This window comes from Paenibacillus whitsoniae (assembly GCF_003955665.1).
Classification (GTDB): domain Bacteria; phylum Bacillota; class Bacilli; order Paenibacillales; family NBRC-103111; genus Paenibacillus_E; species Paenibacillus_E whitsoniae.
In genome coordinates this window covers 23,018-47,998 of sequence record NZ_RXHU01000074.1, presented here as the reverse complement: position 1 = coordinate 47,998, position 24,981 = coordinate 23,018, and the positions used below count along the sequence as shown (strand labels likewise).

20 protein-coding genes and 1 riboswitch are annotated in these 24,981 nt (G+C 54.2%); of the genes, 14 read left to right on the top strand and 6 right to left on the bottom strand.

The features are described from left to right. Window positions 1-11 precede the first annotated feature (11 nt). Together EJQ19_RS22960 and EJQ19_RS22955 are read right to left on the bottom strand one after the other, a co-directional pair. Window positions 12-1,631 (bottom strand): PucR family transcriptional regulator, encoded by a 1,620-nt coding sequence (locus EJQ19_RS22960; RefSeq protein WP_164716678.1) that lies wholly within the window; start codon window positions 1,629-1,631, stop codon window positions 12-14. A gap of 28 nt (window positions 1,632-1,659) precedes the next feature. Then, entirely contained in the window at window positions 1,660-2,850 is a 1,191-nt protein-coding gene (locus EJQ19_RS22955; protein WP_277600978.1) for an amidohydrolase family protein, read from the bottom strand. Window positions 2,851-3,159: 309 nt separating this feature from the next. Between EJQ19_RS22955 and EJQ19_RS22950 the strand changes: the two genes are divergently transcribed. The 3 genes from EJQ19_RS22950 to EJQ19_RS22940 all read left to right on the top strand — a co-directional run bounded on the left by EJQ19_RS22950 (window position 3,160) and on the right by EJQ19_RS22940 (window position 7,628). Further along, a complete protein-coding gene (locus EJQ19_RS22950; protein ID WP_126143571.1) occupies window positions 3,160-5,835 on the top strand; it encodes a YhgE/Pip domain-containing protein in 2,676 nt (891 codons plus the stop codon). A 149-nt stretch (window positions 5,836-5,984) separates the two neighbouring features. After that, entirely contained in the window at window positions 5,985-7,166 is a 1,182-nt protein-coding gene (locus EJQ19_RS22945; RefSeq protein ID WP_126143570.1) for an MGDG synthase family glycosyltransferase, read from the top strand. Between the two features lie 138 nt (window positions 7,167-7,304). After that, the gene (locus EJQ19_RS22940) at window positions 7,305-7,628 is read left to right on the top strand and encodes a hypothetical protein (RefSeq protein ID WP_126143569.1); all 324 of its coding nucleotides are present in this window, start codon (window positions 7,305-7,307) and stop codon (window positions 7,626-7,628) included. A 47-nt stretch (window positions 7,629-7,675) separates the two neighbouring features. Here EJQ19_RS22940 and EJQ19_RS22935 read toward each other — a convergent pair whose 3' ends face one another. Then, on the bottom strand, window positions 7,676-8,584 hold the full coding sequence (locus EJQ19_RS22935; RefSeq protein ID WP_126143568.1) for an ArsR/SmtB family transcription factor: 909 nt from the start codon (window positions 8,582-8,584) through the stop codon (window positions 7,676-7,678). A 266-nt stretch (window positions 8,585-8,850) separates the two neighbouring features. Next, window positions 8,851-8,946: riboswitch (cyclic di-GMP riboswitch) on the top strand. 78 nt (window positions 8,947-9,024) lie between these two features. Between EJQ19_RS22935 and EJQ19_RS22930 the strand changes: the two genes are divergently transcribed. Together EJQ19_RS22930 and EJQ19_RS22920 are read left to right on the top strand one after the other, a co-directional pair. Continuing rightward, window positions 9,025-9,234 (top strand): hypothetical protein, encoded by a 210-nt coding sequence (locus tag EJQ19_RS22930; RefSeq protein WP_126143567.1) that lies wholly within the window; start codon window positions 9,025-9,027, stop codon window positions 9,232-9,234. Window positions 9,235-9,404: 170 nt separating this feature from the next. Next, a complete protein-coding gene (locus EJQ19_RS22920; protein WP_126143565.1) occupies window positions 9,405-9,743 on the top strand; it encodes a hypothetical protein in 339 nt (112 codons plus the stop codon). 87 nt (window positions 9,744-9,830) lie between these two features. Here EJQ19_RS22920 and EJQ19_RS22915 read toward each other — a convergent pair whose 3' ends face one another. Further along, window positions 9,831-10,433: a P-loop nucleotide/nucleoside kinase family protein gene (locus EJQ19_RS22915; protein ID WP_126143564.1), complete on the bottom strand. Its 603-nt coding sequence runs from the start codon at window positions 10,431-10,433 to the stop codon at window positions 9,831-9,833. 181 nt (window positions 10,434-10,614) lie between these two features. On the opposite strand from EJQ19_RS22915, the gene EJQ19_RS22910 reads away from it, so the two are divergent. The 6 genes from EJQ19_RS22910 (at window position 10,615) to EJQ19_RS22885 (ending at window position 17,905) form a co-directional block, all read left to right on the top strand. Continuing rightward, window positions 10,615-11,739, top strand: coding sequence for a serine hydrolase domain-containing protein (locus EJQ19_RS22910; protein ID WP_126143563.1), 1,125 nt, complete (start codon window positions 10,615-10,617; stop codon window positions 11,737-11,739). A gap of 648 nt (window positions 11,740-12,387) precedes the next feature. Then, window positions 12,388-13,056: a 4'-phosphopantetheinyl transferase family protein gene (locus tag EJQ19_RS22905; RefSeq protein WP_164716677.1), complete on the top strand. Its 669-nt coding sequence runs from the start codon at window positions 12,388-12,390 to the stop codon at window positions 13,054-13,056. 94 nt (window positions 13,057-13,150) lie between these two features. Then, the gene (locus EJQ19_RS22900) at window positions 13,151-14,761 is read left to right on the top strand and encodes an AraC family transcriptional regulator (protein WP_241243052.1); all 1,611 of its coding nucleotides are present in this window, start codon (window positions 13,151-13,153) and stop codon (window positions 14,759-14,761) included. A gap of 100 nt (window positions 14,762-14,861) precedes the next feature. After that, a complete protein-coding gene (locus tag EJQ19_RS22895) occupies window positions 14,862-15,869 on the top strand; it encodes an ABC transporter substrate-binding protein (RefSeq protein ID WP_126143560.1) in 1,008 nt (335 codons plus the stop codon). Window positions 15,870-15,879: 10 nt separating this feature from the next. Further along, a complete protein-coding gene (locus EJQ19_RS22890) occupies window positions 15,880-16,887 on the top strand; it encodes a FecCD family ABC transporter permease (RefSeq protein WP_126143559.1) in 1,008 nt (335 codons plus the stop codon). After that, entirely contained in the window at window positions 16,880-17,905 is a 1,026-nt protein-coding gene (locus EJQ19_RS22885) for a FecCD family ABC transporter permease (RefSeq protein WP_126143558.1), read from the top strand. Before EJQ19_RS22890 ends, EJQ19_RS22885 begins: the two co-directional genes overlap by 8 nt. 91 nt (window positions 17,906-17,996) lie before the next feature. Here EJQ19_RS22885 and EJQ19_RS22880 read toward each other — a convergent pair whose 3' ends face one another. After that, window positions 17,997-18,785: an Ig-like domain-containing protein gene (locus tag EJQ19_RS22880; RefSeq protein WP_241243047.1), complete on the bottom strand. Its 789-nt coding sequence runs from the start codon at window positions 18,783-18,785 to the stop codon at window positions 17,997-17,999. 11 nt (window positions 18,786-18,796) lie between these two features. Next, on the bottom strand, window positions 18,797-20,620 hold the full coding sequence (locus EJQ19_RS22875; RefSeq protein ID WP_241243046.1) for a stalk domain-containing protein: 1,824 nt from the start codon (window positions 20,618-20,620) through the stop codon (window positions 18,797-18,799). A gap of 260 nt (window positions 20,621-20,880) precedes the next feature. On the opposite strand from EJQ19_RS22875, the gene EJQ19_RS32245 reads away from it, so the two are divergent. The 3 genes from EJQ19_RS32245 to EJQ19_RS22860 all read left to right on the top strand — a co-directional run bounded on the left by EJQ19_RS32245 (window position 20,881) and on the right by EJQ19_RS22860 (window position 24,968). Further along, window positions 20,881-22,944 (top strand): LuxR C-terminal-related transcriptional regulator, encoded by a 2,064-nt coding sequence (locus EJQ19_RS32245; RefSeq protein ID WP_206438471.1) that lies wholly within the window; start codon window positions 20,881-20,883, stop codon window positions 22,942-22,944. Between the two features lie 372 nt (window positions 22,945-23,316). Beyond that, complete coding sequence (locus EJQ19_RS22865; protein WP_126143557.1) at window positions 23,317-24,168, top strand: alpha/beta hydrolase; 852 nt, start codon at window positions 23,317-23,319, stop codon at window positions 24,166-24,168. After that, the gene (locus tag EJQ19_RS22860) at window positions 24,165-24,968 is read left to right on the top strand and encodes a 2,3-dihydro-2,3-dihydroxybenzoate dehydrogenase (protein WP_420901696.1); all 804 of its coding nucleotides are present in this window, start codon (window positions 24,165-24,167) and stop codon (window positions 24,966-24,968) included. The genes EJQ19_RS22865 and EJQ19_RS22860 overlap by 4 nt, the downstream gene beginning before the upstream one ends. Window positions 24,969-24,981: the final 13 nt, after the last annotated feature.

Genomic DNA, 24,981 nt, shown 5'->3' with positions numbered 1-24,981 from the left:
AAGAACCCTCCTTATGTGCGATACATTTCATGCGAATCGCGATGTTTTAAGTAGCTTCGGAACAGAAAAGCAAGCTTGAGGCGAAGAAGGTCGTTCATTTTTTTGAAGTCCATTTGAAGAATATCTGCGAGTTTCTCCAAACGGTAGGATACGGTATTGCGATGAACGAACAGATAGCGGCTTGTTTCGTTGATCGAGCCGTCGTATTCAAAGTACATCTCAAGCGTTAGTACCAGTTCGGGGTCGATTAGTTTGTTTTTGCTGTAAATGGGTTCAAGAATTTGGGTCGCGTAATTGATCATCGCTTCCTCAGACAGATGTTGGAACAGGGAGAACAGCTCAATGGATTCATAATGCAGCAAAGTATGTTTGATTTGCAGTCGTTCTGCCGCCTGTTTCGTCTCCAGACACTCCCGATAAGCGTTGTGCAAAAGCTCGGGCTTCGATTTGGTGCGGCTTACCCAGCATTGTACACCGGATAAATTCGGGTTGCGCGACAAACTGGCGGAACCGGACAGGCAGGCGCTGAGCGTGGAAGTAAAATCTTTTTTATGGAAGGGCTGCTCTTCCGGGAGTTTGAAAATCGAGAGAAGACCATCCTCCAGGTAAAGATGCTCAGACTCATAGGCCTGCATAAGCGAGTGATACATCAGCAGTTGTCGCGTTTCATTCAATAGCCGGCTTCGGTTCGGATGCTGGAGCGATACGGTCGTGAAGACGCATTGGTATGTTCCTGAAAGTGCCGTAACCTCGTGATGGTCGCAGCTTCGCATCAAGTCGTGAAACGAAAATTCGCGATTGAAAAAACCGGCAAAAGCGCTGTTCAACTGATGTTGGCGAGATGTGTTTTTACGTTGCTCGACATGGGGGGTGAGGTGGTGGGTCACAATTTCCGCAGCTTGATGGAACAGTGCTTCTTCCTCTTTCAGCATGTGGGGCGCATTGAGATAGATCTTCATGCACCCAGCGCAGGATTGGCCTTGCATCAGCGGAAGGCGGAAGCAGCGGCTGTCGCCAAAGCCTTCCCATCGGGGGGCAGCCGGCCAGGGCCACCCATCCAGCAGCGTCTCGTCTGTGAGTGCTGTGTTATTGTACAGGAGATGGCCGCTTTGCCCGAACACAGCGAGCGGATAGCCGAGAATGCCGGAAATCATCGGGAATAAACTGCCGGTTTCTTTCTGACGAAGGGCGTACTGCATAAGCTGCTTTTGTTTTTCCAGGACAAGTTGCAATTTCTTCGTCGTCTTGGTATGGTCTGCGCTGAATAATGCATCCATCTGATCGGAAAATGTAAACTCGAAAGGCAGCTCCAGGATCGGGATGTGCAGGCGGTTAGCTTCGTCAAACAGCTCTTGCGGAATCGCTGACCAGTAGCGGCCGACCTTGATGCCGAGACCGGCTCCTCCTCGTTCATCAAGCATTCGCAAAAGGGATAGCGCGATGTCGAGTTGATCTTTCATCGCATACGCGGTGGTGAGCAGCATCTCACCGGTTTTGATCCAGTCTCCGGCGTCTGGAGCGTCCATGACGTTGACGGATCGCAGCATGCGGTTTACGCCCTGGTGTCCGGCAACAAGCTTGGCATGAGATAAGGGGTAAATGGTCAGGGCTTCCTCGACGGTCAAGTGCATGTGAATGGAACTCCCTTCGTTAGTGGAATCAGTGTTGAACCGGGTAAAAAGCCGTTGTCTTGCTCGTCGAAGCGACGAGCTGCCCGCGTTTCCATACGAAGCTGCGGGGGGCTCGTTCATACAAAGCGCTGCGGGGGTCAGTCGCTTCGAACAGAACGAGATCGGCGTCGGCTCCGACGCGAAGACCGTAATTGCGGATGCCCAGCGCATTGGCGGCGCGCGTGGTAGCCATGTCAAGCAGGGTCAGCGCATCTGTTTTGGAGCCCATGTGGGCGGTTTGGGCAAGCAGTAAGCCGGTGTCGAGCGGATCGGCTGTGCCGAATGGGGTGAAAGGATTCTGGATATTGTTGCTCCCATAGATGACATTAGCTCCCTGCTTCAGCAGCATGGCGACGGGTGTGAGTCCCCGGCGGAGACGGTGAGTGTCGTTGCGACCGTTGAGATACAGATCTGTGGCGGGAAGGGTCATCACATGAATGGCTGCCTTGGCGATGGCTTGGCAAATGGGTTCAGCTTGTGCCGGGGGAAGCGAACCAAGCGAGGTTAAGTGGCCGACGCTTACGCGACCCTGCAAGCCGTATGCTTCAGTCATGTGGATGATGGTGCGGATGGCAAGCATCTGAGGGTCGTCGGAAAAGTCGGCGTGCAGATCGATCGGTGTTCCGAACTCGCGAGCCAGATTGAACACGGTGCGAAGGTGCATCTCCACATCTTCGTCCTGGTACGTGATGCCGCCGATCGCATCGGCTCCTAGCGCCATTGCTTGCCGGAGCAGCTCTTCGGTGCCAGGTTGTTTGGCGATGCCTTCTTGCGGGAAGGCGACGATTTGCAGCGTGATCCGGTCTTGGAACTGCGCCTTGAGCTCCAGCATCACCTCCATGCCGAGCAGTCGTACGATCGGATCGATTTCAACATGGCAACGCATGTGGGTAACCCCGTTGGCAATAGCCTGATAAAGCGTCTGCTTCGCGCGTTCTGCGATATCTGTCTTGGTGAAGGAACGCTTTAGTACAGCCGTTGAGGCGATAGCTTCTGCAATCGAGGAGACATCCTCTTTCATGTGAGGCAGCAGGAACGCTTTGTCGAGATGGATATGCGGTTCGATCAAACCAGGGAGCAGGAGTCGTCCTCGCGCATCGATGGAAGTTGCGTCGTCATCAGCGAGATCTTGGTGGGGCTGGATAGATGCGATGCGACCTCCTTGAATGACGGCGTCCATTGCATGGGGATAGCCGGGATTGGTAAAGCGTTGAATCCTGAGAGTTGGGTTCATTGTGATTATCCTCTTTTAATGTTAGTTTTCATCACATGTTTCTTTCGCTTACCCGAATTATAGAGCGATTTCTAAAATGAGGTCAATGAAAGCCGGGGAGGATTGTGGTTTTTGAAAAAAACACGGTTTCAATTGTAAATTTACAAAATTCAATGTAGTGAAATCTGACATTTGTTTGCCATTCAATTCACGATGCATGGCAAAGCCCCTCCGTGGCAACATTAAGAACCAAATCCACTTTTTCCCGGAGGCAGCATGAGGAAAATTTTTCGCATTTATCGGACAGATCTTCTCAATTTATGGCGTGTGCCCACGGGGCTCCTGCTGATGGTGGCGCTCTCGATCTTGCCGTCCGTGTACGCATGGGTCAATCTCGAAGCGATGTGGGATCCGTACGCCAACACGTCGGGCATCCGCATTGCGGTGACGAGCAACGACGTCGGCGCGACGGTGGAGGGGCAGTCCATCAACATCGGCAACGAAGTCATCGAGAGCCTGAAGAGCAACCATACGCTCGGCTGGACCTTTGTGAATCAGAAAGAGGCGCTCGACGGCGTGGAGAGAGGGGAGTATTATGCGAGCCTGATTCTTCCCGTTGATTTTTCGCGTAAAATTACGAGCATCGTCGACGGCCAAATGGAGAAGCCCGAAATCATTTATACCGTTAATGAAAAAATTAACGCCGTTGCTCCGAAAATCACGAGCAAGGGCGCTTCCAGCGTGACGGAGCAGATTGCCACGAATTTTATTAAAACCGTGAGCACGTCCATCCTCACCCGCATGCACGAGCTGGGCATCGACGTCCAGCGCGAGCTGCCGACGATTCGCAACATGGAGGGCAAAATCCTGGAGCTGGAGCAGCGCCTCCCTGACATCACGGAGATGGGGAACAAGGCGCTGGAGATCGAGGCGAAGCTGCCGGAGATTGCAGCGAAAGGCCAGAAGATTGTGGAGCTGGAGCAGCGTATCCCTGAAATCAATCAAGCAGCGGATACACTGGTGAAAATCCAGCAGCGCTGGCCCCAGATCCAGGACGCTGCGCAGGAGGTGCTGGTCATCCAGCAGAAGCTGCCCGAGCTGCAAAAAGCAGCCGACAAGGTCGCCCAGCTCGACCAGCACTTTGACCAGGTCGAGGGGGCGCTGAACAAGGCCGTCGATACTGTGCATAAGACGGACCAGCTCGTCACGTCCGCCATCGCAGATCTGCCGAAGCTGGAGACCATCGCATCGCAGGGAGGCGCCTTCGCCGACAGCCTCGCGGCGTACTTGGCCAAGAACGAGCCGGCGTTCCAGGCGCTGATCCCCGTCGTAAAGCAGAATCTCCTTCTGCTTCAGCAGACGGCGAATGCCGTCACGCAGCTCACGGAGCTGCTGCAGGGCGTAAACGTCGACCCGAAGCAGGCACTGGCGATCGCGAACGTGCTCGCGAAGCAGTTGACGGCGGGCATCACCGTCGTGGACGGCACCATCGATTTATTTACGCGGTTAAATACGTACCTGCCGAATCATCCGATGGCGGGCCAGATCGCGGAGCTGAACACGCTGAAGCAGAATTTGACGCAGCAGCTCGCGGCGCTGACGAAAATCCAAACCTCGCTGCAAAATGGCCAGACCCCGGTCAAAGACCTTGTGACCGGCCTCAACACGCTGTCCAAGTCCGCAAGCGCAGCGATCGGCAGCATGCTCGCCCGGTACGACACGGAGATTGTGCCGAACCTGACCAAAGCGCTCGCCCAGCTGCAGTCCGCCGCGCAGTCGTCCGCTTCGCTGCTGCATAACCTACAGGCGCAGCTGCCGAACATCAAGCAGATCCTGACGGATGCGCAGCAGGGGGTTCAGTTCGCCGAAGGCCGGCTGGACGAGCTGCAAAAGGCGATGCCGGACATTCGCGCCAAAGTGCACGAAGCTTCTACGACGCTGCAAGCGAAAATGGGCGCCTTCACCCAGGCGATCAATGAAGCGGCGCCGTTCGTGAAGAACGACCTGCCGAAGGTTGGGCAGAAGCTGAAAGAGGCGTCTGACTTCGTGCAAAACGATCTGCCTGCGGCGGAGGACGAGCTCCGCAAGGTTGCAGACTTGTATCAGACCAAATTCCCGGAGGTCGAGAGTGCGGTGCATCTGGCGGCAAATTTGGTGAGGAATGACTTGCCGGCGTTTGAGGACGCCGTGCGCAAGGCTGCCGACCAAATCCGTAAAGCCCAGGGCAGCGGCAGCCTGGACGAGGTGCTTCGGCTTTTGCAGGCGGATATTCAGAAGCAGAGCGATTTTCTCGCCAATCCCGTCCTGATGAAGGAGCAGAAACGTTTCCCCATCCCGAACTATGGCTCGGCGATGTCGCCTTTTTACACAACATTGTCGCTCTGGGTGGGCGCGATGCTGCTGGTGTCGATGCTGCGCGTGGATGTGGAGGACGCGGATGGCGTCTATCGGTCGTACCATGTCTACTTCGGACGGCTGCTCATTTTCCTGACGATCGGCATTGCCCAGGCGGTGATTGTAACGATGGGGGATATGTTCCTGCTCGGGACGTATGTGGTGGCCAAGCTGTGGTTCGTCCTGTTTGCGATCCTGATTTCCCTCGTCTTCATGTCGATCGCGTATACGCTCGTCTCGGTGTTCGGCAATATCGGGAAGGGGCTCGGGATTATTTTTCTTGTGCTCCAGTTTTCCAGCTCCGGCGGGACGTTTCCGGTCAGTACGGCGGCGGCGTTTTTTCAGAAACTGAACCCGATCGTGCCTTTTACTTATGCAGTCAGTCTGCTTCGTGAAGCGGTCGGTGGGATGCTGATGTCTGTGGTATGGCGTGATGTGGGTATGCTAGTGATATTCGCGCTGCTGTGCTATGGGGTCGGGGTTCTGCTCAAAAAGCCGCTAAGCGGCTACACCAGCCGTGTCGCTGAGAAAGCGAGGCGGACGAAGCTCATTCCGTGACGGGCTGCTACACGGCAACCTCGCCTTAAGTCTAGGTTCGGTCACGACCAAGGGCTAATGCAAATTCGTACCTTGGTGGGTGGGGCGGCGGCGCGAACTCCTTTAAGATAGAGATAACAGAAGGAGAAGCGAAAGGGGCTAAGGCGATAATGGGCGCAAAAGAAAAAATCTTGATTCTGACAGGCAGCTTGGGGGACGGGCATAATCAGGCGGCAAAGGCAATCATGGAAGGGATGCGGGTGTACAGGCCGGACGTGGAGGTTCGGATTGTGGACTATTTGGCGTGGGCGCATCCGCATTTGCATGGGGTAGGCACGTTTTGCTATATGCAGTGGGTCAAGAGTTTGCCGGCGGTCTACGGTTTCCTGTATCGCAGAACGCGTCAGGACAATGCTTTATCCCAGTTGTTTAAAAAAATAAAATCGTTCAACACAGACCGCATGCTGGCCCTGCTGGAGCAGGAGGCGCCGACGGAAGTCGTGTGCACGTTTCCCGGAGCGGCCGCGGCGATGTCCTATCTCAAAATAAACGGCTACACGACGGTACCGACCGTCACCGTGATTACAGACTATACGGACCACAGCTATTGGGTCCATCCGGGGACGGACCGCTATCTGGTTGGCGCCGAGCATGTCAAAAAAGCGCTGCTGCGGCATCGGGTGCCCGAGGCGCGCATCGTCGTGACCGGCATCCCGATTCGGATGCCGTTCCTGCAGGCGTATGACCGCGACGCGCTGCGGGAGAAATACGGTTTGGCGTGCGACTTGCCGACGGTGCTGGTGATGGGCGGCGGCCACGGGCTGATCGGCAAATCGTTCAAATCCGTGCTGCAGGCCCGGGAGCTGGCCGAACCTGTACAGTTCGTCTTCGTGTGCGGACGCAACGAGAAGTTGAAGGCACAGCTTGAAGCTGAGATTGCCGAGGCGCGGACGCATCACCGGCTGATGGTCACCGGCTTCGTGGATCATGTGCATGAGTTGATGGCGCTGTCGGATCTGATCGTGACGAAGCCTGGTGGGCTCACAGTGTCCGAAGCCTTGGCGCAGGAATTGCCGATGCTGCTCTATAAGCCGATTCCCGGGCAAGAGCAGGGGAATGCTGCTTACTTGGAAGCGTATGGCGCGGCGATTCAAGTGAAAAATACCGCGGGGCTGCGACGCGGCTTGTCCGAGGTCGTTGCCGACCAGTCCATGCTGCAAAGCCTGCGCGAGAACGCGCGGCGCATTCGCCGGGAGGCCGACATGCGCCAGGCGCTGGATGCCATTCTGGCAACACGCCATCATTTCATCCCGGTACACGATGGACGGCTGCTGTCCTATGCGAATGTCTGACAACATATTTTGGAGGGGGAAAAGTACCATTTCTTAGGTGCCTTCCTCCCTCTTTTATGAAAACAGGCGGTTTTCATGGATTTTCGAGAGCGTTCGACAGCGTTGGCCGGGAGTGGGCGGTAGGCGTTCCGTCGGTGAATGGATGCTGAGGTAGGCGAAGGGCATGCTCGGCCTGAGTTGGCTCGTCTCCGGCGGCTGTTTGGCTTGATCTGTGGTTATAGCGCTAAAAAGCCTGCAAATGTGCAGGCTTCTTTGTTGTTTATGGCTTTTTCGGAGGGAAGCCTGCGAAAAAGCAGTTTTTTCGGTCCGGTTTCTCGAAACCGGGCTGATTTGTCGGGAATGCCTGCTTATTCGCAGGCATTTTTTGATTTGGCCGGGATTTGGGGGCTTAAGCCTGCTTTTTGGCAGGCTTTTTTCTCCCGGCCATCTGCGACCTCGGCTGATTCTATTTGCTCGGGGTGAATCAGCATTGGATTTTTGTCACTTTGCAATTTGAATTGTAAAGCGATTTACTTCTCAGCATACATTGTCACGACGATGTCCTGCGCGTAGTTGCCGAACGCCTTGCCGAAGAGGGTAACGCCCCCTGGATTGTCGGCGGTTGCCGGCGAGGCAATGCGGAAGCGGATGTCCTGCGAGAAGGACATCGCGAGGTCCTCCGTCGTGAAGGAGGACAGGGGTGTGCCGTCGAGGAACGAGCCTTGGCTGTTCACGGTGATGATCTTGAGCAGGCCGTGCTGCGTGTTGCCGGCGCCCCACCACTCCGGCGTCAGCACGCCGCGCTGCTTGCCGAAATCGCCGGGGCACGTCCACATGCCCACCGGCTTGTCGTTCAAAGAAAACGAGATGTCCGAAGGCCAATTCTCGTTAAACCCCGGCGCCTCGGAGCAAATTTCGAACGAAATTTCGAGGGAGCGGAGGCGCTGGTTGCTGTGCAGGAAGTTCGGGATGCGGTATTCCACATAACCGCTCCCGAACCAGAGAATGCCTGCCTGCACATGCTGCGGATCGGCAAAATACCGCGGATCGTCCAGCACGCCGATCAACTGCGAGGCCGATGCCAGGCCGCAGGTCGGCTGCACATCGTACGCGGCGTATTGGCCCACGGGGATGGCGATGGACGTCGTAGGCAGCTCATGGGCCTTTTTCGCGCGGAATTGCAGCACAGCTTGGTCCATTTGCAGGTAGCAAATCTTTTGCGTGCCGCGGATGCCGGTCACATTCTCGGCGCGGAGGATGCCCGCTTGCTCCAGCTTTTGCACGTGCTTCGTCACGATCGCCGACGAAATGTCGAGACGCTGGGACAGCTGCTTGATATTGAGCGGCTCCTCGCTCAGGAGTTCAATCATTTTCACGCGCGTTTCCGAGGAAAAGCATTCGAGAAACGCCATATTTTTCGTAGAGACGTCAATTTGCATTAGGGGTGCAGACCTCATTCCGTGAAGTTAGATAGTTCTATTGTATAACCATTTAATTAATTAAACAATTCAAATGTTTTCTAATTGATTGTTTCGGGGCTCAGCCCAGCTAGCTGGTCAAGCGACCGGAGAGGGCTGTTTCTGATACCTACCTTCCTTTTTTATGCTGAAAATTGTTGGAAAATGGAATTTCGTGGATTAATATAGGGAAATGTAAGGTCTATCAGACTAGCACGAATAAGTAGAATCGCCTAGGAACAAGCAATAATGAACAAAGGCAAATCCGTCGAAAGGCGGAGACGCAAAGCCACGGGTCTAAGTCATGAGGCGCACCTTCATGAGACGATCGCCGGGTTACCTATAGGGGCTTGTTTTTTTGTTGCCAAAAAATGCGATTCAGATGGGGAAAGCCGGAGGCTTAAGAAAGGAAAGAAGAACACATGGGAAATAAAACGTTACATCAGCCGTTATTAAAAATTATGTTAGTCATGTCGATAGCCTGGATGAGCTTTATGGCTTTTCCAGCCCATGCGTTAGGGGAAGTGTACTACAAGGCTAGCGATGAGCCAAGCTCTGTAGAAGGGCCAGATGCACGAGCCTATGTTTCCGGAGAGCATATGGTCTGGATGGAGGATGACGAGCGGAGTTAGGTTTGACCCTGGTAAAGAAGGGGCACCGGGATTTGAGGGCAAGGATCATTATCACATTGATAATCCAAATAAAACGGGTAGACTAGATTACTATTTAGATAAGAATGGTAACCCAGTAGTTAAAGGTTCGAAGCCATCCCATGTACTGCCAAATGAAGGGTCTGAATGATATGAAAACCAAAGAATTTATTGAGAATTATCAACTTCATGACAGTTTAGTTAAGGGATATGTATTTTCAATTGTTGAAGGCAAGCTGACTTTAGAACTAGAGTTGTGCAATTGGAAACAGGCCGGATACACTGAAAATGAGCCAGAGATGGTTGATGTTAAACTAAATTTTCAAAGGGTGAAATCATTTAAGATAGACCCGGAGAATTTTGTGCCAAATTATAATGACATTCTCACGACCGAACCCATCATAGGTGGGGTAAAGTTCGTTGTTCTATATGAGGGAGACGTTGCGATTCTTACAATTATAGCTGATGTATTATTTTTTGAATTAAAATAAAGACGAGAAACCACAAACGAAACTAACCTCTCGCTTGTGGTTTTCTTTTTTTGCCGTCGCTTCATTTCAAAGGTTCCACGTTTCATTCTACAGACCCGAAGGCTCTTCGCCCAGGATAAAAGCTGCCAGCTCCGCAAGTCGCTCCTCCGACAAAGGCGCCGAATTATCCCAATAGCAGACATGGGCGGGGTCGAGCTCCCATTTGATCGTTCGGTGTGCAAGCGACGGGCGAAACTGCGCCCAATTGTCCAGCTTCCACACATCCAGCGCCGAGCCTCTGGCCCGAATCCGTTCATAATAGGCCGCCTCGTCTGGCAAATGCACAAAAAGCACGCGCACTTGCACACTTTCCGTGTCTGCCCCGATTCGCGCCAATTCGCGCTCCAGCCACAGCCGGTCTTCGGATTCCCGGGTAAAAGGCCCAATCACCAGCGCATCCAGGCCAAGCTTCAGGTTCTCCAGCGCGGCGTCCATCGTGATCCGGTAGCCGAGATCCCGGCAGTGTTTTTTATAAAAAGGGGAGTCCCGGTCGGTCGGGTCTTGCCCCGCAAGTGTCATGATGGCTTCGGCTGCAGGGCGCAGTAACGTATCCATGTCCAAAAAAGCCCCGCCATAGCGCCGCGCCCAAGCGGCTGCGAGGGTCGTTTTGCCTGCACCCGCAGGCCCGATGAAAAATAGCAGTTTCCGCATCTCAATCCCCCGGTTCAAAAAAATTTCTTCCATTGTACCATAAGAGCGGTTCCCATTCGGGATTTCAGCCAATGTTCAGTTAATTTTAAGGTTTTATTAAGGTTTGCGGCATATTTGCTTCACAAATGTCATGTACAATTCATGCGACAAGTAAAAACTTAGCCGGAAAGGTCGATGAGCGTTGACACTAACAATAAAGCCAGCCAGCAGAAATGGGAACGGAACGGCACATCCATCTATCGACTGGCCAACGAACGGATGGCCGTCATCAACGCCTGAGGCACAAGGTCTATTCTCAGCAACACTCGCCAAAACTTTTGAAGTGTTTCACAACCAAGGCGTGCATAGCGTAGCGGTGGTTCGGAACGGCGTGCTAGTCGCGGAGGCTTATGAGTCTCATGTTAGTGCGCATGCTGTACAGGATATGAAGTCTGTCACCAAAAGCATCGTGTCCGCACTGTTCGGCATCGCGCTGGCGGAAGGCCATTTGAAAAGCCCGGAACAACGGCTCGCATCCTTCTTCCCGCAACTGGAGCAGGACCCGCTCAAATCCAAGATTCGTTTGAAACACCTCCTGAACATGACCTCAGGGCTTGACTGGGATAACGTGAATGAACAATCCTCCACCGAGATGATGCATTCGGACAATTGGGTGGACTATATTTTGAATCGGCCGGGGCTGCATGAGCCGGGGAACGTGTTTAACTACAGCAACGGGGATGCGCATCTGATCTCGGTTGTTCTGCAGTTGGCGACCGGGGAGAGCATGTTGGACTTTGCGAAAAAGCGGCTCTTCCAACCGCTGGGCATCACGCAGGTCAGCTGGAATGACGATCCGCAAGGGCGGACGATCGGTGCCTGGGCGCTTGCTTTGACGCTGGGCGATATGGCGAAGCTGGGGTACCTGTTTTTGAAAAATGGCCAGTGGGCCGGTCAGACGATCGTTCCCGAGGCCTGGATTCGCACCGCGGTAACGAAGCGGGTGTTCCTCAATTATAGCAACGGCACCCAAGGCGGTTACGGGTACTATTGGTGGTCCAAGCCGCTGGCGCCTGGCCTGGTGAGAGGCAGCCGCAAGCCGATAGACGTGCATTATGCGTCGGGCTCGGGCGGGCGCCGCATCTTCTACGTGCCGGACCTGGAACTGGTCGTCGCGATGACAGCAAATTCCGCCGATGTAGACATGCCGGAAAACTTGCTGAACCACGTCGTGCAGGCCATCCGCGGCAACAAGCCGCTGTCGCCGAACAGCGAGGCCAGCGCGCAGCTAGAGCGTGCGATTCGTTTTTTTGAAGCAGGCGAGTAAAAGCGCATGGAAGCCGCTCCTGGGTGTGGGAGCGGCTTTTTGGCGTGCCGCGGGCCTAACGGAGGCGCCGGTGCCCTTGCTGCAGCTTCGGCCTGGAGATAGCCGGAACCGGCGTGAACCCTAGCGCAATAGAGGTGGTAAACCCCTCTTATTTCCATGCAAATCGGCAAATCCGGCCCAATAAGGGTGGTGAACCCCTCTTAACGAGCGCTGTGGGCCTGAAAAAACGGGGATTCGCTGAAAATAGAGGTGGTTAGCCCCTCTTATTTCCATGCAGATCGTCAAATCCGGCCAAATAAGGGTGGTGAACCCCTCTTAACGAGCGCCGCCAGCCGTGAAGTGGGAGGGAGTGCGCCCGAACAAGCTACTTTCTCGCCTGAGCCACTCCCCGCACAAAACAAGCTACTTTGCCGCCTAAGTCACTCCCCACACAAAACAAGCTACTTTCACGCCCAAGTCACTCCCGGGCCAATCAAGCTACTTTCCCGCCTGAGCCACTCCCCGGGCCAACCAAGCTATTTTCTCGCCCAAGCCCCCTCACTGCATCCACTCCCCCTCAGCAGGATTCCACGGTTCGGGCACGAATTGGGATAGAGGTCAATCTATCCCAAGGAGGTGCTTCCCATCGCGAAGCTATGGATGCTATCGGTGGACGCCCTGCCAGCTTCTGCATCGGATGCAGGCTGGCAGTTTCTCACCGAAGAGAAGCGCGCGAAGCTGCTGCGTTTTCGCCGGGAGGAGGACCGGCAGCGCGGGCTGTGGGCGGAGCTGCTGCTGCGCAGCATTGTGTGCAACCAGCTCGGCATCGCGAACCGCAGCATTGCGTTCGTCACGAACGCCTACGGCAAGCCGCAGCTGGCGACGGATGTCGGCTTGCACTTCAACGTGTCGCACTCCGGCCGCTGGGTCGTCTGTCTGACAGACGAGCTTCCCGTCGGTGTCGACGTAGAAAAACACGCGCCGTTCGATCCCAAAATCGCGCATTCGTTTTTCACCGAGGCGGAGGTACGGTTCCTCGAGGAGCCGGCGCACCCTGAAGAGCGGCAGCATCGCTTTTTTCAGCTGTGGACCGCCAAAGAAAGCTGCATCAAAGCCGTCGGCAAAGGCTTGTCGCTGCCGCTGCACAGCTTTTCCGTCGTGCCTGCCATCTCAAGCGACGGTCTAGGTTTCGTCGACGTGGAAGGCGGCACTTGGCAGCTCCGCGAGCCGTCCCTCGATCTCGGTTACAGCTTCACGGTCTGCTGCAAGCCCCAAGCTGTTTGGAACGGCGCCGAGCAGGTAACGGCCGAAACCATCCTGACCCAACTAAAGGCCTGACAATTGTTGACAGGTCTTCTTTGTCTATGTTAGATTTTATAATGATAATGATTATCATTTTCATAAAAAGAGAGGGAGGTTCACCACCTTGCCTGTGACTTTCACCGAGAAGCAAGAGGAGGCTTTCCTGAGTCTCGATCATCTTTGGCTCAAATTCCGAACGGCGCGGGCGCTCCAACAGGAGCATTTCAAGCCGCAGCTTTTATATGCGCATGGGCTCATCGTGGTTCGGCAGGGCGAGGGGCACATAACACTCGATCTGAGCACGCATCGGCTGTACCCCGAGGCTGTGCGTTTTGTCTCACCCGGTCAAACGATCGGCTTCAGTCAGGAGCCGCGAACGAAGCTGGAGGCGTACTTGATCACCTTCGATGTGCAGTGGGATGAAGATGTGGCGGAAGACCGGCACACCTTTCCGCTGCAGGGTGAGGTCGGCATCAAAGGGAATAATATGCTGATTCAACTAACCGATCACCTGTGCAGCTGCAGCCGCAGCGAGATGGCTTTGGAGCGATTCCGGGGGCAGGCGTATTTTCAAGAGCTTATGTCCTGGATTCTCCACCACACCCGGCATGAGGGCAAATACGATTCCCGCGCCGCGATGGACCGCACCCGCAGTTACATGGCGTCGCATTACACCGAGAGCATCACGATCGAACAGCTCGCCCGCATGGCGGAGATTTCTCCGAAGTACTACGTCTCTCTTTTCAAAAAAACGTACGGCAAAACCGCCATCGACTACTTGACCGAGGTCCGCGTCAATAGGGCCAAGCAGCTTATGCTCCAAGAAGGGGTGCGACTCAAGGATATTGCCTATCAGGTCGGGTATAATGATGAGTTTTATTTTAGCCGGATGTTTAAAAAGGAAGTCGGCGTTTCCCCCACGGTGTATCTGAAAAACCGGAGGCAAAAAATCGTCGCCTACAGCGCGACGGTGCTTGGACAGCTGCTGGCGCTCAAAATTATGCCATACGCCGCGCCGCTTCACCCCAAATGGACGGCGTACTACTACACAAGGTACCGTCACGATATCCCGCTGCACCTGAGCGGCTACCGCTTCAACGAGGACTGGGAAGCCAATGTGGACGTGCTGGAGCAGGCGCAGATGGACTGCATCATTTCGACCGATCAGCTGCAGCCTTTGGAAAAAGAGCGCCTCACGCGGCTCGCACCCGTTCACGTGGTGCCGTTATACGAGCATCATTGGCGGGATCAGCTGATGGCGATCGCCGGGATCGTTGGCGCTTCCGAAGAAGCGAGCGTGTGGCTGGAGCGCTACAACCACAAGCTGCAGCTGGTACGTGAGCGTCTGCACGAGGTGCTCCAAGGCGAAACCGTGCTTATCGTCAGCCTGTTCAATGACCGCTTCTTCCTATTCCCATCCATTGGGATGCGGGACGTATTCACAGATTTGGCGCTGGAAGCGCCGACTGGAGCAGCTGCGTACGGCAGCAATCAATGCATTTCGCTGGAGGAGCTGACCCTGCTTGACGCCGATCATATTTTGCTGAACATCCGTCAAGAGTCCGTGACGCTCAATCATTGGGAGCATTTGCGCACGACCGAGGTGTGGCAGGATGTCAAGGCGGTGCGCAGAGGGCGTGTGTACCAGATATCGTCGGACCCGTGGAGAGAGTATTCGGCGCATGCGATCGAGCGGATGGTGCAAGAGGTGTACGAGCGGCTATGTGAAAATCGTACATGATAAAATCCGACTATTGTCCATGTCATCTAGGGGCAAGTTCTTTTATAATTCGATGAGAATGATTATCATTCGTAACGGATGGAGAGGGGAAACAAGTAAAATGAGAACATTGGTAACGGTCGGCATGACTGCCTTAGCCCTTTTGGCCATGACGGCATGCGGCGCCAAATCGGAAACAACATCGGGGACGGCAGCGCCGGAGAAGGCAGCTGCGACACCGGCGGCAACGGCAGCATCGACACCTGCAGCATCGACTGGACCTCACACGATTAAATATGTAGGCAAAGACTACACAGTCCCTGCCAAAGTTGACAAAGTCGTTATTACAGGCGCAGTCGAGTCGCTCGAAGATGCGCTGCTCCTCGACGTGAAACCTGTCGGCGCCTTGACGGTAAGCGGTAAATTCCCTGCCGTGTTCGCTCCGATTACGGATAAAGCAGAAGGGATCGGCGAGAAAACGCAGCCGAATTTGGAAACGATTTTGAAATTGAAGCCTGACGTTATTCTGAGCTCCACGAAGTTCCCGGCAGAGACGAATGAGAAGCTGACCAAGGTCGGCTTGACGATTCCGGTATCGCACCTGGCGACGGACTGGGAGAACAACCTGCTGCTGCTCGGCGAGCTGACGGGCAAACAAGCGAAAGCGAAAGAAGTGCTGGACAAATACAAGAAAGATTCCGCCGCGCTGAAAGAGAAGATCGGTCCAGTTCTGAAGAATAAGAAAGTGCTTGCGCTTCGCGTGCGTTCCGGTTCCTTGTTCATTTATCCGCAAGACGTCTTCTTCAACCCGTCTTTGTATGCAGAGCTTGGCGCGACGGTACCGGAGGAAGTCAAAGCGGCGAAAGCGCAAGCAGGAATTTCACTTGAGAAGCTGTCCGAAATGAACCCGGATTACCTGTTCATTGAGTTTGCTGAAGACGAAAACAAAGATACGCCGAAAGTGTTTGAAGATCTGAAAAACAACCCGATTTTCAAAAACATTAACGCGGTTAAGAACGGTCAATTGTACACGAACATCGTAGACCCCATGCTGCAAGGCGGTACAGCTTACAGCAAAATCAAGTTCCTGGAAGCACTGAGCGCTTCGAAAATCGTTCAAGCAAAGTGAGTGTAGATGAATGAAACGGAGCGCTGCACTACCCGCGATCATTCTTGCGGCAGCCCCTATTGCGGTGCTGCTGACGTTGATCTTGTCCATCAGTTATGGAACGAAAAACATCTCGTTCAGCCAAATCGCGGATGCCTTCATGCACTGGGATTCGGGGAATGTGGATCATCAGATTATTAGGCACGCAAGACTGCCCAGGGTGATCGGAGCGCTGCTCGTCGGCGCCTTCCTGGCGGTATCGGGCGCACTCATGCAGGGGATGACCAGAAATGATCTGGCATCCCCTTCCATTATGGGCATCTCGGACGGCTCGGCCTTTGCCGTAACTGTCATGATGGTTGTCGCGCCGTATTCGTCCATGATGGCGATGATCGGGGCTTCTTTTGCCGGCTCGGCGCTGGCCATTGTTATAGTATTCGGTCTTGCCTCGCTGCTGCCAGGCGGCATGTCGCCCGTAAGGCTGGCCATTCTCGGCACGCTCATCGGCACGTTTCTTAGCAGTGTGTCGTCAGCGATAGCCATGTATTTTCAAGTCTCGCAAAATGTCTCCTTCTGGTACAACTCCCGCCTGCATCAATTGGACCCTAAGCTGATCTGGCTGGCGGTTCCTTTTGCCGTTGTGGGACTTGCGCTGGCGATCTGGCTGTCCAAATCGGTGACGATTTTCTCCTTGGGGGATGAAGTGGCCGTATCGCTTGGGCAGAAAACGACACAGGTTAAACTATTAACAACGTTAAGCGTTGTGCTGCTGACCGGCATTTCGGTGGCGATTGCGGGCAAAATCGGGTTCGTCGGCCTAATCGTGCCGCATATTACGCGCTTCCTGGTCGGGATCGACTACAAGTGGGTCGTTCCTTGTTCGGCGGTGCTCGGCGCGGTGTTTCTTGGGCTGTGCGACGTGGCCAGCCGGTATCTGGGCAATCCCTTCGAGATGCCGATCGGTGTCGTGACGGGCATGCTCGGCGTGCCGTTCTTCCTCTATCTCATTCGCACGAGAGGGGGCGAGTCCAATCGGTAAAGGAGTCAAGTTTACGCTGGCGGTCACCGTAAGCGTGGCGTTGCTGCTGACGACGGCCTACATATCGCTGACAAACGGCGCTTTCGATATGGCGCTGCGGGACGTTGTGAAGACACTGCTGCGCATGAATCCTCAGCACGACTATGATCTGGTCATTTTGGAGTTTCGCCTGCCGCGCATCGTTATTGCTTTGCTGGTCGGCGCGGGACTTGGCATGGCAGGCACCGTCGTGCAGAGCCTGACCCGCAATCCATTAGCGGACCCCGGCATTCTCGGCATCAACGCGGGGGCGGGCGTGGCGATGGTCATTTTCCTGTTCTTTTTTCAGGGTAAAATGAAAGGCACCTCCTTGGCGGCGATTCTAGCGGGTCCGGCCGTTGGCCTTGTGGGCGGCTTGGGCGCCGCGCTGCTCATCTATTTCTTCTCCCGCGTCAACGGGCGGCTGGAGGCGCAGCGGCTCCTGCTTACCGGTATCGCCATGGCCTCGGGCCTATCGGCCGTCTCGGTGTTCCTTACGCTGAAAATGAACGCCAAAGATTTCGAGACGGTCGCCGTCTGGGTGTCCGGCAGTATTTATAACGCAAACTGGACGTATATCGTGGCGATGCTGCCCTGGCTGCTCCTGCTGACGCCGGTGCTGTTCCTGCGAACCCGCATGCTGGACGTGTTCCAGCTCAGCGAATCGAGCGTCCGCGGCCTGGGCGCCGAGGTCGACAGAGAGCGGGCGCTGCTGCTGCTCAGCGCCATCGGCATCGTCAGCGCCTGCGTCTCGGTGTCCGGCGGCATCGGCTTCATCGGCCTCATGGCGCCGCACATGGCCCGACGGCTCGTCGGGCACGGGCACCGGCAGCTGCTGCCGATGAGCGGCCTGATCGGCGCGCTGCTCGTCATGATGTCGGATTTCATCGCGAAAACGGTGTTCGCGCCGATGGAAATGCCCGTCGGCGTCGTCATCGCGATTATCGGCGTACCGTATTTTGTGCTGCTGCTCTATCGGAATAAGCAGCGGCAGGTGTAAGGCAGAAAGCCAGCTCCTTGGGGAGCTGGCTTTTGCGCGTTTGGCAGCGCCTCGCATAAGTGACGACGGCTGATTAACGTTATCTCTTATTTTACTTCGCAGGTTTCACATTGAGCTCGCCCAAGTAGGCGAACGAGTATTGGCTCTTGTTGAATTCAACATCGACTGAATCGGCATATTTGCCGGAGATGTTCAAACAGAGCTGCATCGGTATCGGATCATGCCCTTCAGGCATCCATTTGGCTGTGGCTTTATATTTGCCAATGGGGATGCTCTCGACACCAGCTCCGTCCACGACAGGACCGGCGCGCTTCACGATCGTTTGGCCTTCCCCGCCGCCAAGCAGCGGTCCGACTGGGGTGAGCGTCAATTCCAGATCGATCATATTGAATTCCGGCATGTTGTCGTCGAAGCCGCCGAAGGAAGGGTAAATATAAATTTTGCCGCTGTCATTTTTCCAGGTGAAATTCCGAACCGCTCCCGTTTTTCCTGCCAATGGCTGATCCACATCGGGAACCAGGTCGAAGTTGAACGTTTTGCCGTTATAGGTCGTGGTATATTTGCCGCCCACTCTCCATGTTGTCGTCAGCTCGGGCAGTTCGAGCAGGTACTGTCCGTTCTCATCCGTCACGCCCAGAATATTGCTGTCGTAGAGCAACGTGTTATCCGCATACACGGAGACGCCGGAAAGAGGCTTGCCGTTCATATCCCGGACATACCCTTTGACGACATAAGGCTCGATTTGGTCTTGCTTTTGCGTTTGCTGCTGCTTCGGGCTTGCGCTTCTTTGCTCCAGCTCAGCGGATCCTTTAGCTTGCGCGCAGCCTACCAGAAGAACGAGGGCCAGCAGCAGCATCGAACGAATAATAAACGTTCTCATGCTAATCACCTCTACGGCTTAAGTCTTACATTCAGTTCGCCCAAGTAGGCAGACGAGTATTGGCTTTGTTTAAAATCAAACTCGACGGAATCGGCATAGGTTTCTTTGCTGACATTGGCCACACCAATCTGCATGGCGATCGGTGCATGGCCTTCCGGCATCCATCTTGCTGTCGCTTTATATTTGCCGATGGGGATGCTGTCGACACCTGCTCCGCCCGCGACAGGACCGGCGTGCTTAACGATGGTTTGGCCTGCGCTGCCACCAACCAATGGGCCTACGGGTGTAAGCGTGATTTCCAGATCATTCATATCGAACTCCGGCAAGCTGTCATCGAAGCCGGCGAATGAAGGGTAAATATAAATTTTGCCGCTGTCATTTTTCCAGGTGAAATTTCGAACAGCCCCGGTTTTACCTGCCAACGGCTGATCCACATCGGGAACCAGGTCGAAGTTGAACGTTTTGTTGTTATACGTTGTGGTGTATTTGCCGCCCATGCGCCATGTTGTTGCCAGCTCGGGCAGTTCGAGCAGGTAATGCCCCTCCTCATCAGTCACGCCCAAAATATTGCTATCGTAGAGCAGTGTATTATCTGCAAAAATCGAGACGCCGGCAAGGGGATTGCCGTTCGCATCGCGAACATAGCCTTTGACAACGTAAGGCTCCGCGGATTCTTTGGCCGGTTCGGGAGCCGGATTAGGCGTTGGCTTCGGTGTAGGGGTTGGTGTCGGATTCGGTGTCGGTGTCGGGCTTGGTGTTGGCTTAGGCTGCTGCGTTGGCTCGTTGATCCGGATTGTTGCAACATCGCCTTCTTTTTCGTAAGACACCTCGTATCCGCTGTTTTCCGCTACGAAGCGCAAGGGAACCATAGTGCTTCCGTTAATGATCTGGGCTGGAGCGACTAATTCGACGCCAGTATCATTGACCTTCGCGATATTGCTATTTATGGTTAGCTCGATTGTCAAACCTTCTTTTGTGCCGACGGCCTTACGTTCGCTATCCACCCATTTCACTGAAAACCCGAGCGCTTCAAACAGCTTGCGGAAAGGAACAAGTGTCGATCCGTCTTTCAGTATGGGCTGGGCATCGGGAAATGAAAGTTCCTTGCCCTCAAAAAATACATGGATCGTCGGCCCTTCCGCCGGAGCCGGCACAGGGGCTGGGGTTGGCGTTGGAATCGGCTTCGGTGTCGGGGTTGACGGGCTTGGCGTTGACGCTGGCGGAGCTGACGGCGCCGGGGTAGATGAAGCGCTGCCTTCGATCATCGGCTTCTGGTATTTGATCGGCTTCGAAACGATCGTACCTTCCGGTGTCTCAATTTCGAGTACGTAATATTGCGTTTCCTTGATCGTGCCATTGTTGCTGGCATACAAATCAAAGATAAGCTCGCCATTGAATTCGCCGACAGGCTCGTTCACGTCCTTGCGAAAACCTGGGTTAATGATTTCACTTTCGTGGGTCGTGCCCGACGATGTCGTAACGGTTTTGTCCTGCACGATCCCTAGCAGCCATCCGGTGGTAACGCGGTTCGTCCGCCAGACGCCTTGATAATTGTCCTTGCCATAAGCATCCGTCGAGCGAAGGACGACAGATTTGATTGTCTTTTTTTCAGCCAAACTGAGTTTCAGCTTGAAATGTCCGTCCTTGTTGCCCTCTGGCGTGAAATCCGCAGCGCCGACAACGTCTGAAGCCGTGTCGAGCAGGCTGAACTCCTGAATGGATACGCCACTTGGCGCCGTTTCTCCAAATGCGAAGGCAATTCCTGAGAATGCCAACGATCCGGCCAGAACCGAACTGATGATCACGTTGCGAATGTTTTGATTTTTTTTCAACATGCTAATCATTCCTCCGTTGTTTGATTACGATAAGCATAACAAAGCTGTATTCCCAGTGTGGAGAGCAGCGTTTCCTATGTGCATCGGGAAGTTTTCTGGGAAAATTCAGGAAAGAATCACTGCCAATTCTCTCTTATGATCTTGTCGTCGATACGGCAACTATACCGAAATTCTTTCCAGCCGGGTATTATCCTTAGGGATAATACGGTATATACTTAAGTTGGATTGGAATCCTATTACCTTCTGAGGCAGGGACGAAGATGAGTGATCTGTTGAGCCGTGTTCAACAAAAAGAGAATGACTTTCTTATCGGCCGTGACAGTGAGACCGAGCAATATCTCCGTTTTTTAACAAGTGGAACGCCCGATGATAAAAACATTTGGAATGTATTTGGTACTGGTGGCGTGGGCAAAAGTACCCTGCTGGATACCATGCGAAGAATGTCTATACAGCAGGATTGCGTTTTTCTTTATGTAGATAGCCGTGATTTCCATCATACTCATGACGAGCTTTATAAAAGACTGCTGCAGCAATGTGAGGCCCTCTTGTCGACGCCAAGTAAGGGCGAATGCAATTTGACGGAGTCCTTTTTACAGACCATACAAGAGCTTGCGCAGAGAACCCGGGTGACCATCGCTTTCGATACTTATGAAGAAATGGATGACCTTGATACGTGGCTGCGGGAACATCTGATCCAGTGGCTTCCGAATCAGGTCTTGGTTGTTATCGCCGGCCGCACCCCATTAAAAGGGCAGTGGCAATTGTCCCCGGCGTGGAGAGAGCGGGTCAAACGAATTCCCCTCGGCTCTTTCGATCGACAGAAGTCTTTTGCCTATCTACGCAAATGTGGAATTTCCTCATTGGAACAGCAGAAGAAAATGTGGTCACTTACGAAAGGACATCCGCTGGCCTTATCTTTGTCAGTCTCGGCATTTTCCGGAGACGCTGCTGATTGGGAGGACTCCGGCGGGGAGGACTGGTTCGATCAACTTGTAGAGCTTTGGTTTCGCGAAGTTCCTGATCCGGACATTCGACAGTGGGTCGAGTCTGCGTCTGTTCTGCGCAAATTTGATCAGGAATCTTTGTCTTTCATAAGTGACGGGGCAATATCATCCGAAATGTTTACGGGGCTATGCCGACTATCGTTCGTCCGCAAAGCGGCTCGAGGCTGGATGCTTCACGATCTGATGAGGGATGCAGTGTGCAAAATGTTAAAGGAACGCTCCCCTTCACGCTACAGGAGCTTGCTCGTACGCTGTGCGTCTTATTATAAGACACGCATTAATCAGGCTTCCCGAGACGGAAGCGGCTCGTGGGAGTTAGGAGAACTTTTTTGGTACATCGGCAATGCCACTATTCGCTGGATTCTCTCGCCTTCTGCCAAAGGTCAATATTATTGGGACCTCCTTACGAAGGATAATGTGAGAGAGGGGGATCGATACATAGCGCGCAGGTATGCCGAGGCTCATCCTGTTGTTAGAACCGAAATTGATCCCGTATCCAACCGGATCATCGAACAGAAAATGGACGTTCGTTACGATTTATCCAAACTAGACTCAATAAATCTTTGGAATTATCTCGAACTAGGTCATGATATTGTAAAACTGCTTCGGACGAATGAAGGCGAGATCGTAGGATTATCGGTGATTTTCCCGATTCATGCTGCAACAATGCCTTACCTGCTGGAAGACCCTTTGGCATCGCCGTATTTCACAAGCCTTACTTCATCTGACTATGAGCATTTCCTTGTACCTGCCCATCGGCCAGCTGGATGGTTTATTCGGATCATCGATATTGCCAACTCGGAGGATGCGACGCTTACGATGGAAGCCATCTCTTTATTGTTCTCATTTATGATTTCCGGCGGCTTCTTGATTGCTTCCCCTCCGCCCGATCCGTTGTTTATCCAGCCGCACCTGGACATGGGCTTTCAGGAGGTTCCCGACGTCAAACACTGTTATTATGACGGTGTGACGCCGACATCAACCTACGTGCTAGACACCAGAGGAAATAAGCTTGAGTTGTTGCTAGAGGACCTGCTGCAAAAAAGCGGAATGCAGGAGCCCACACAGGCAGTCGGCGAAACGTCACTGTCCTACACCCAATCAACGGCGCCGAAAGAGCCGAGTTTTACGGAGCTGCTAACGCCGAGGGAAAAAGAGATTGTGCAACTCGTCACACAGGGGAAATCGAATGCGGAAATCGCGGCGAATCTATTCATAGCGGAAGTAACCGTCAAGAAGCATCTTAAGTCGGTATATGAAAAACTCGGAATTGGAAACAGGACCCAGTTACTTCGCATGTTCTTGACACAAGGGAGCTGAATGCCTAAGCTTACAATCCAGGCACGGGAATATTACAAGCATCCGATTCCTGTGTCCGACTATTAACTAGATGAATAAAAGACCGAGCGTATGGCTGTATGCATACGTTCGGTCTTTTATTTTCACCCCAAAATCTGTATTTCGTCCATCCGATAATGTGGAAATCGTTCATGGAAGCTGTTAACTAATTCTCCTATAATCAATAATGAGAATCATTATCAATTGTTTCGAGATGAATTGCTGCCGGTTCATTGAACTGAGCAACGATCCTGTCCATCGACGTGGCTGACAACTTAGCAGACATCGGCGGATGGGTGAGGAACCCGACACGAGTTTCACAGTCACCATGACATGAAAGGAGCAATCACCACCATGACATACCCCATTTCCGCACAGACTGCCTCGGAGGGGGCGGCCCGGGATGCTTTTTACATGCCAAATACGGAGCAGTTTCTGCTTCACACGCCGGTGCGCGAGCGACCGTACCACATTTATGTGGCGAGACCGATGCAGGAGGCGCCGCCGGAGGGATTTCCGGTCATTTATCTGCTAGACGGCAACGCAACGTTTGCAACCACGGTAGAGACGATACGGGTTCAGTCCCGCGTCCCGGACAAAACAGGCGTTCACCCCGCCGTGATCGTCGGCATCGGGTATCCCACGAACCAGCCGTTCGATTCGACCCGGTTCTACGATTTTACGATGCCGACGCCGCAGGAAGTGCTGGACGCATTGCCGGTGCGGAACAAGGAGCAACCTCGTCCCGAGGTCGGCGGCGCGGATGCGCTGCGGACGTTAATTGAAGAAACGCTCAAACCGCGCATCGAGCGTGATTATCCGATTAACCGGAGTCGGCAGGCGATTTTCGGTCATTCGCTCGGCGGGTTGTTCGTGTTGCAGACACTTTTTACAAGACCGGAAAGCTTTCAGACCTATATCGCCGGCAGTCCCTCCGTGCATTGGAACAAGGCGCTGCTGCAGGAACAGGAGGAGAAGTTCCAGGCGAGTCTTCCGAACCTCCACACGCCGTTGACGCTCTTCATGACCTTTGCGGAACTGGAGCGGAATCATCCGAGCAATATGAGCGAAAACACGACCGAGCTGTATGACCAGTTGTCGCAAATTCCTGCGGAGAAGCTGCGCGTGAAGCTTCATGAGTTTGAGGGAGAGGGCCACATCACGGTGCTGCCGGCGTTAATCAGCCGCATGCTTCGATTGGTATGAGGGGATGTGATGAGCGAATGACGAACGAATTGGAAGGCCGAGTCGCGCTGGTTACCGGCGCCGCTCAAGGTATCGGCGAAGCCGTCGTCCGCGCGCTCAGCGCGCAGGGAGCGACCGTCGCCGCTGTCGACAAGCAAGCGGAGCCGCTTCAGCGGTTATGCGGCGAGATGGTAGGGCAGGGTGCGCTTGTGAAGGCGTACCCCTTGAATCTCAAAGACCATGCGGCTGTGCCGCAGGTCGTGGAGCGGGTCGAGGCGGAACTCGGTCCCATCGACATTCTCGTCCATGCAGCCGGTGTGCTGCGCATGGGGGCGCTCTCCTCGTACGCCGACGAGGACTGGAATGAGCTGCTCGCCGTAAACGTCAGCGGCGTGTTCCATCTCTCGCGTGCGGTCGGCACGCGGATGATTCCGCGCCGCCGGGGCGCCATCGTCACGGTGTCGTCGAACGCCGCCGCCGTACCCCGCATGGGCATGGGCGCCTACGCGACGACCAAAGCAGCGGTGACGATGCTGACGAAGTGCCTGGCGCTGGAGCTCGCTGAGTACGGCATTCGCTGCAACATCGTCTCGCCAGGCTCGACCGACACGCCCATGCTGCGAGGCATGTGGCAGGATGAGCAGGGCAAGCAGGCGACGCTGGACGGCTCGTTGCCGTCATATCGCATCGGCATCCCGCTTAGAAAGCTCGCAACCCCAGAAGATATTGCTGACGCAGTACGATTCCTCGTGTCTGACCGCGCCGGCCATGTGACGATGCATGATCTGCGCGTCGACGGTGGGGCGACACTCGGCGTTTAACCGAGTAAACCGA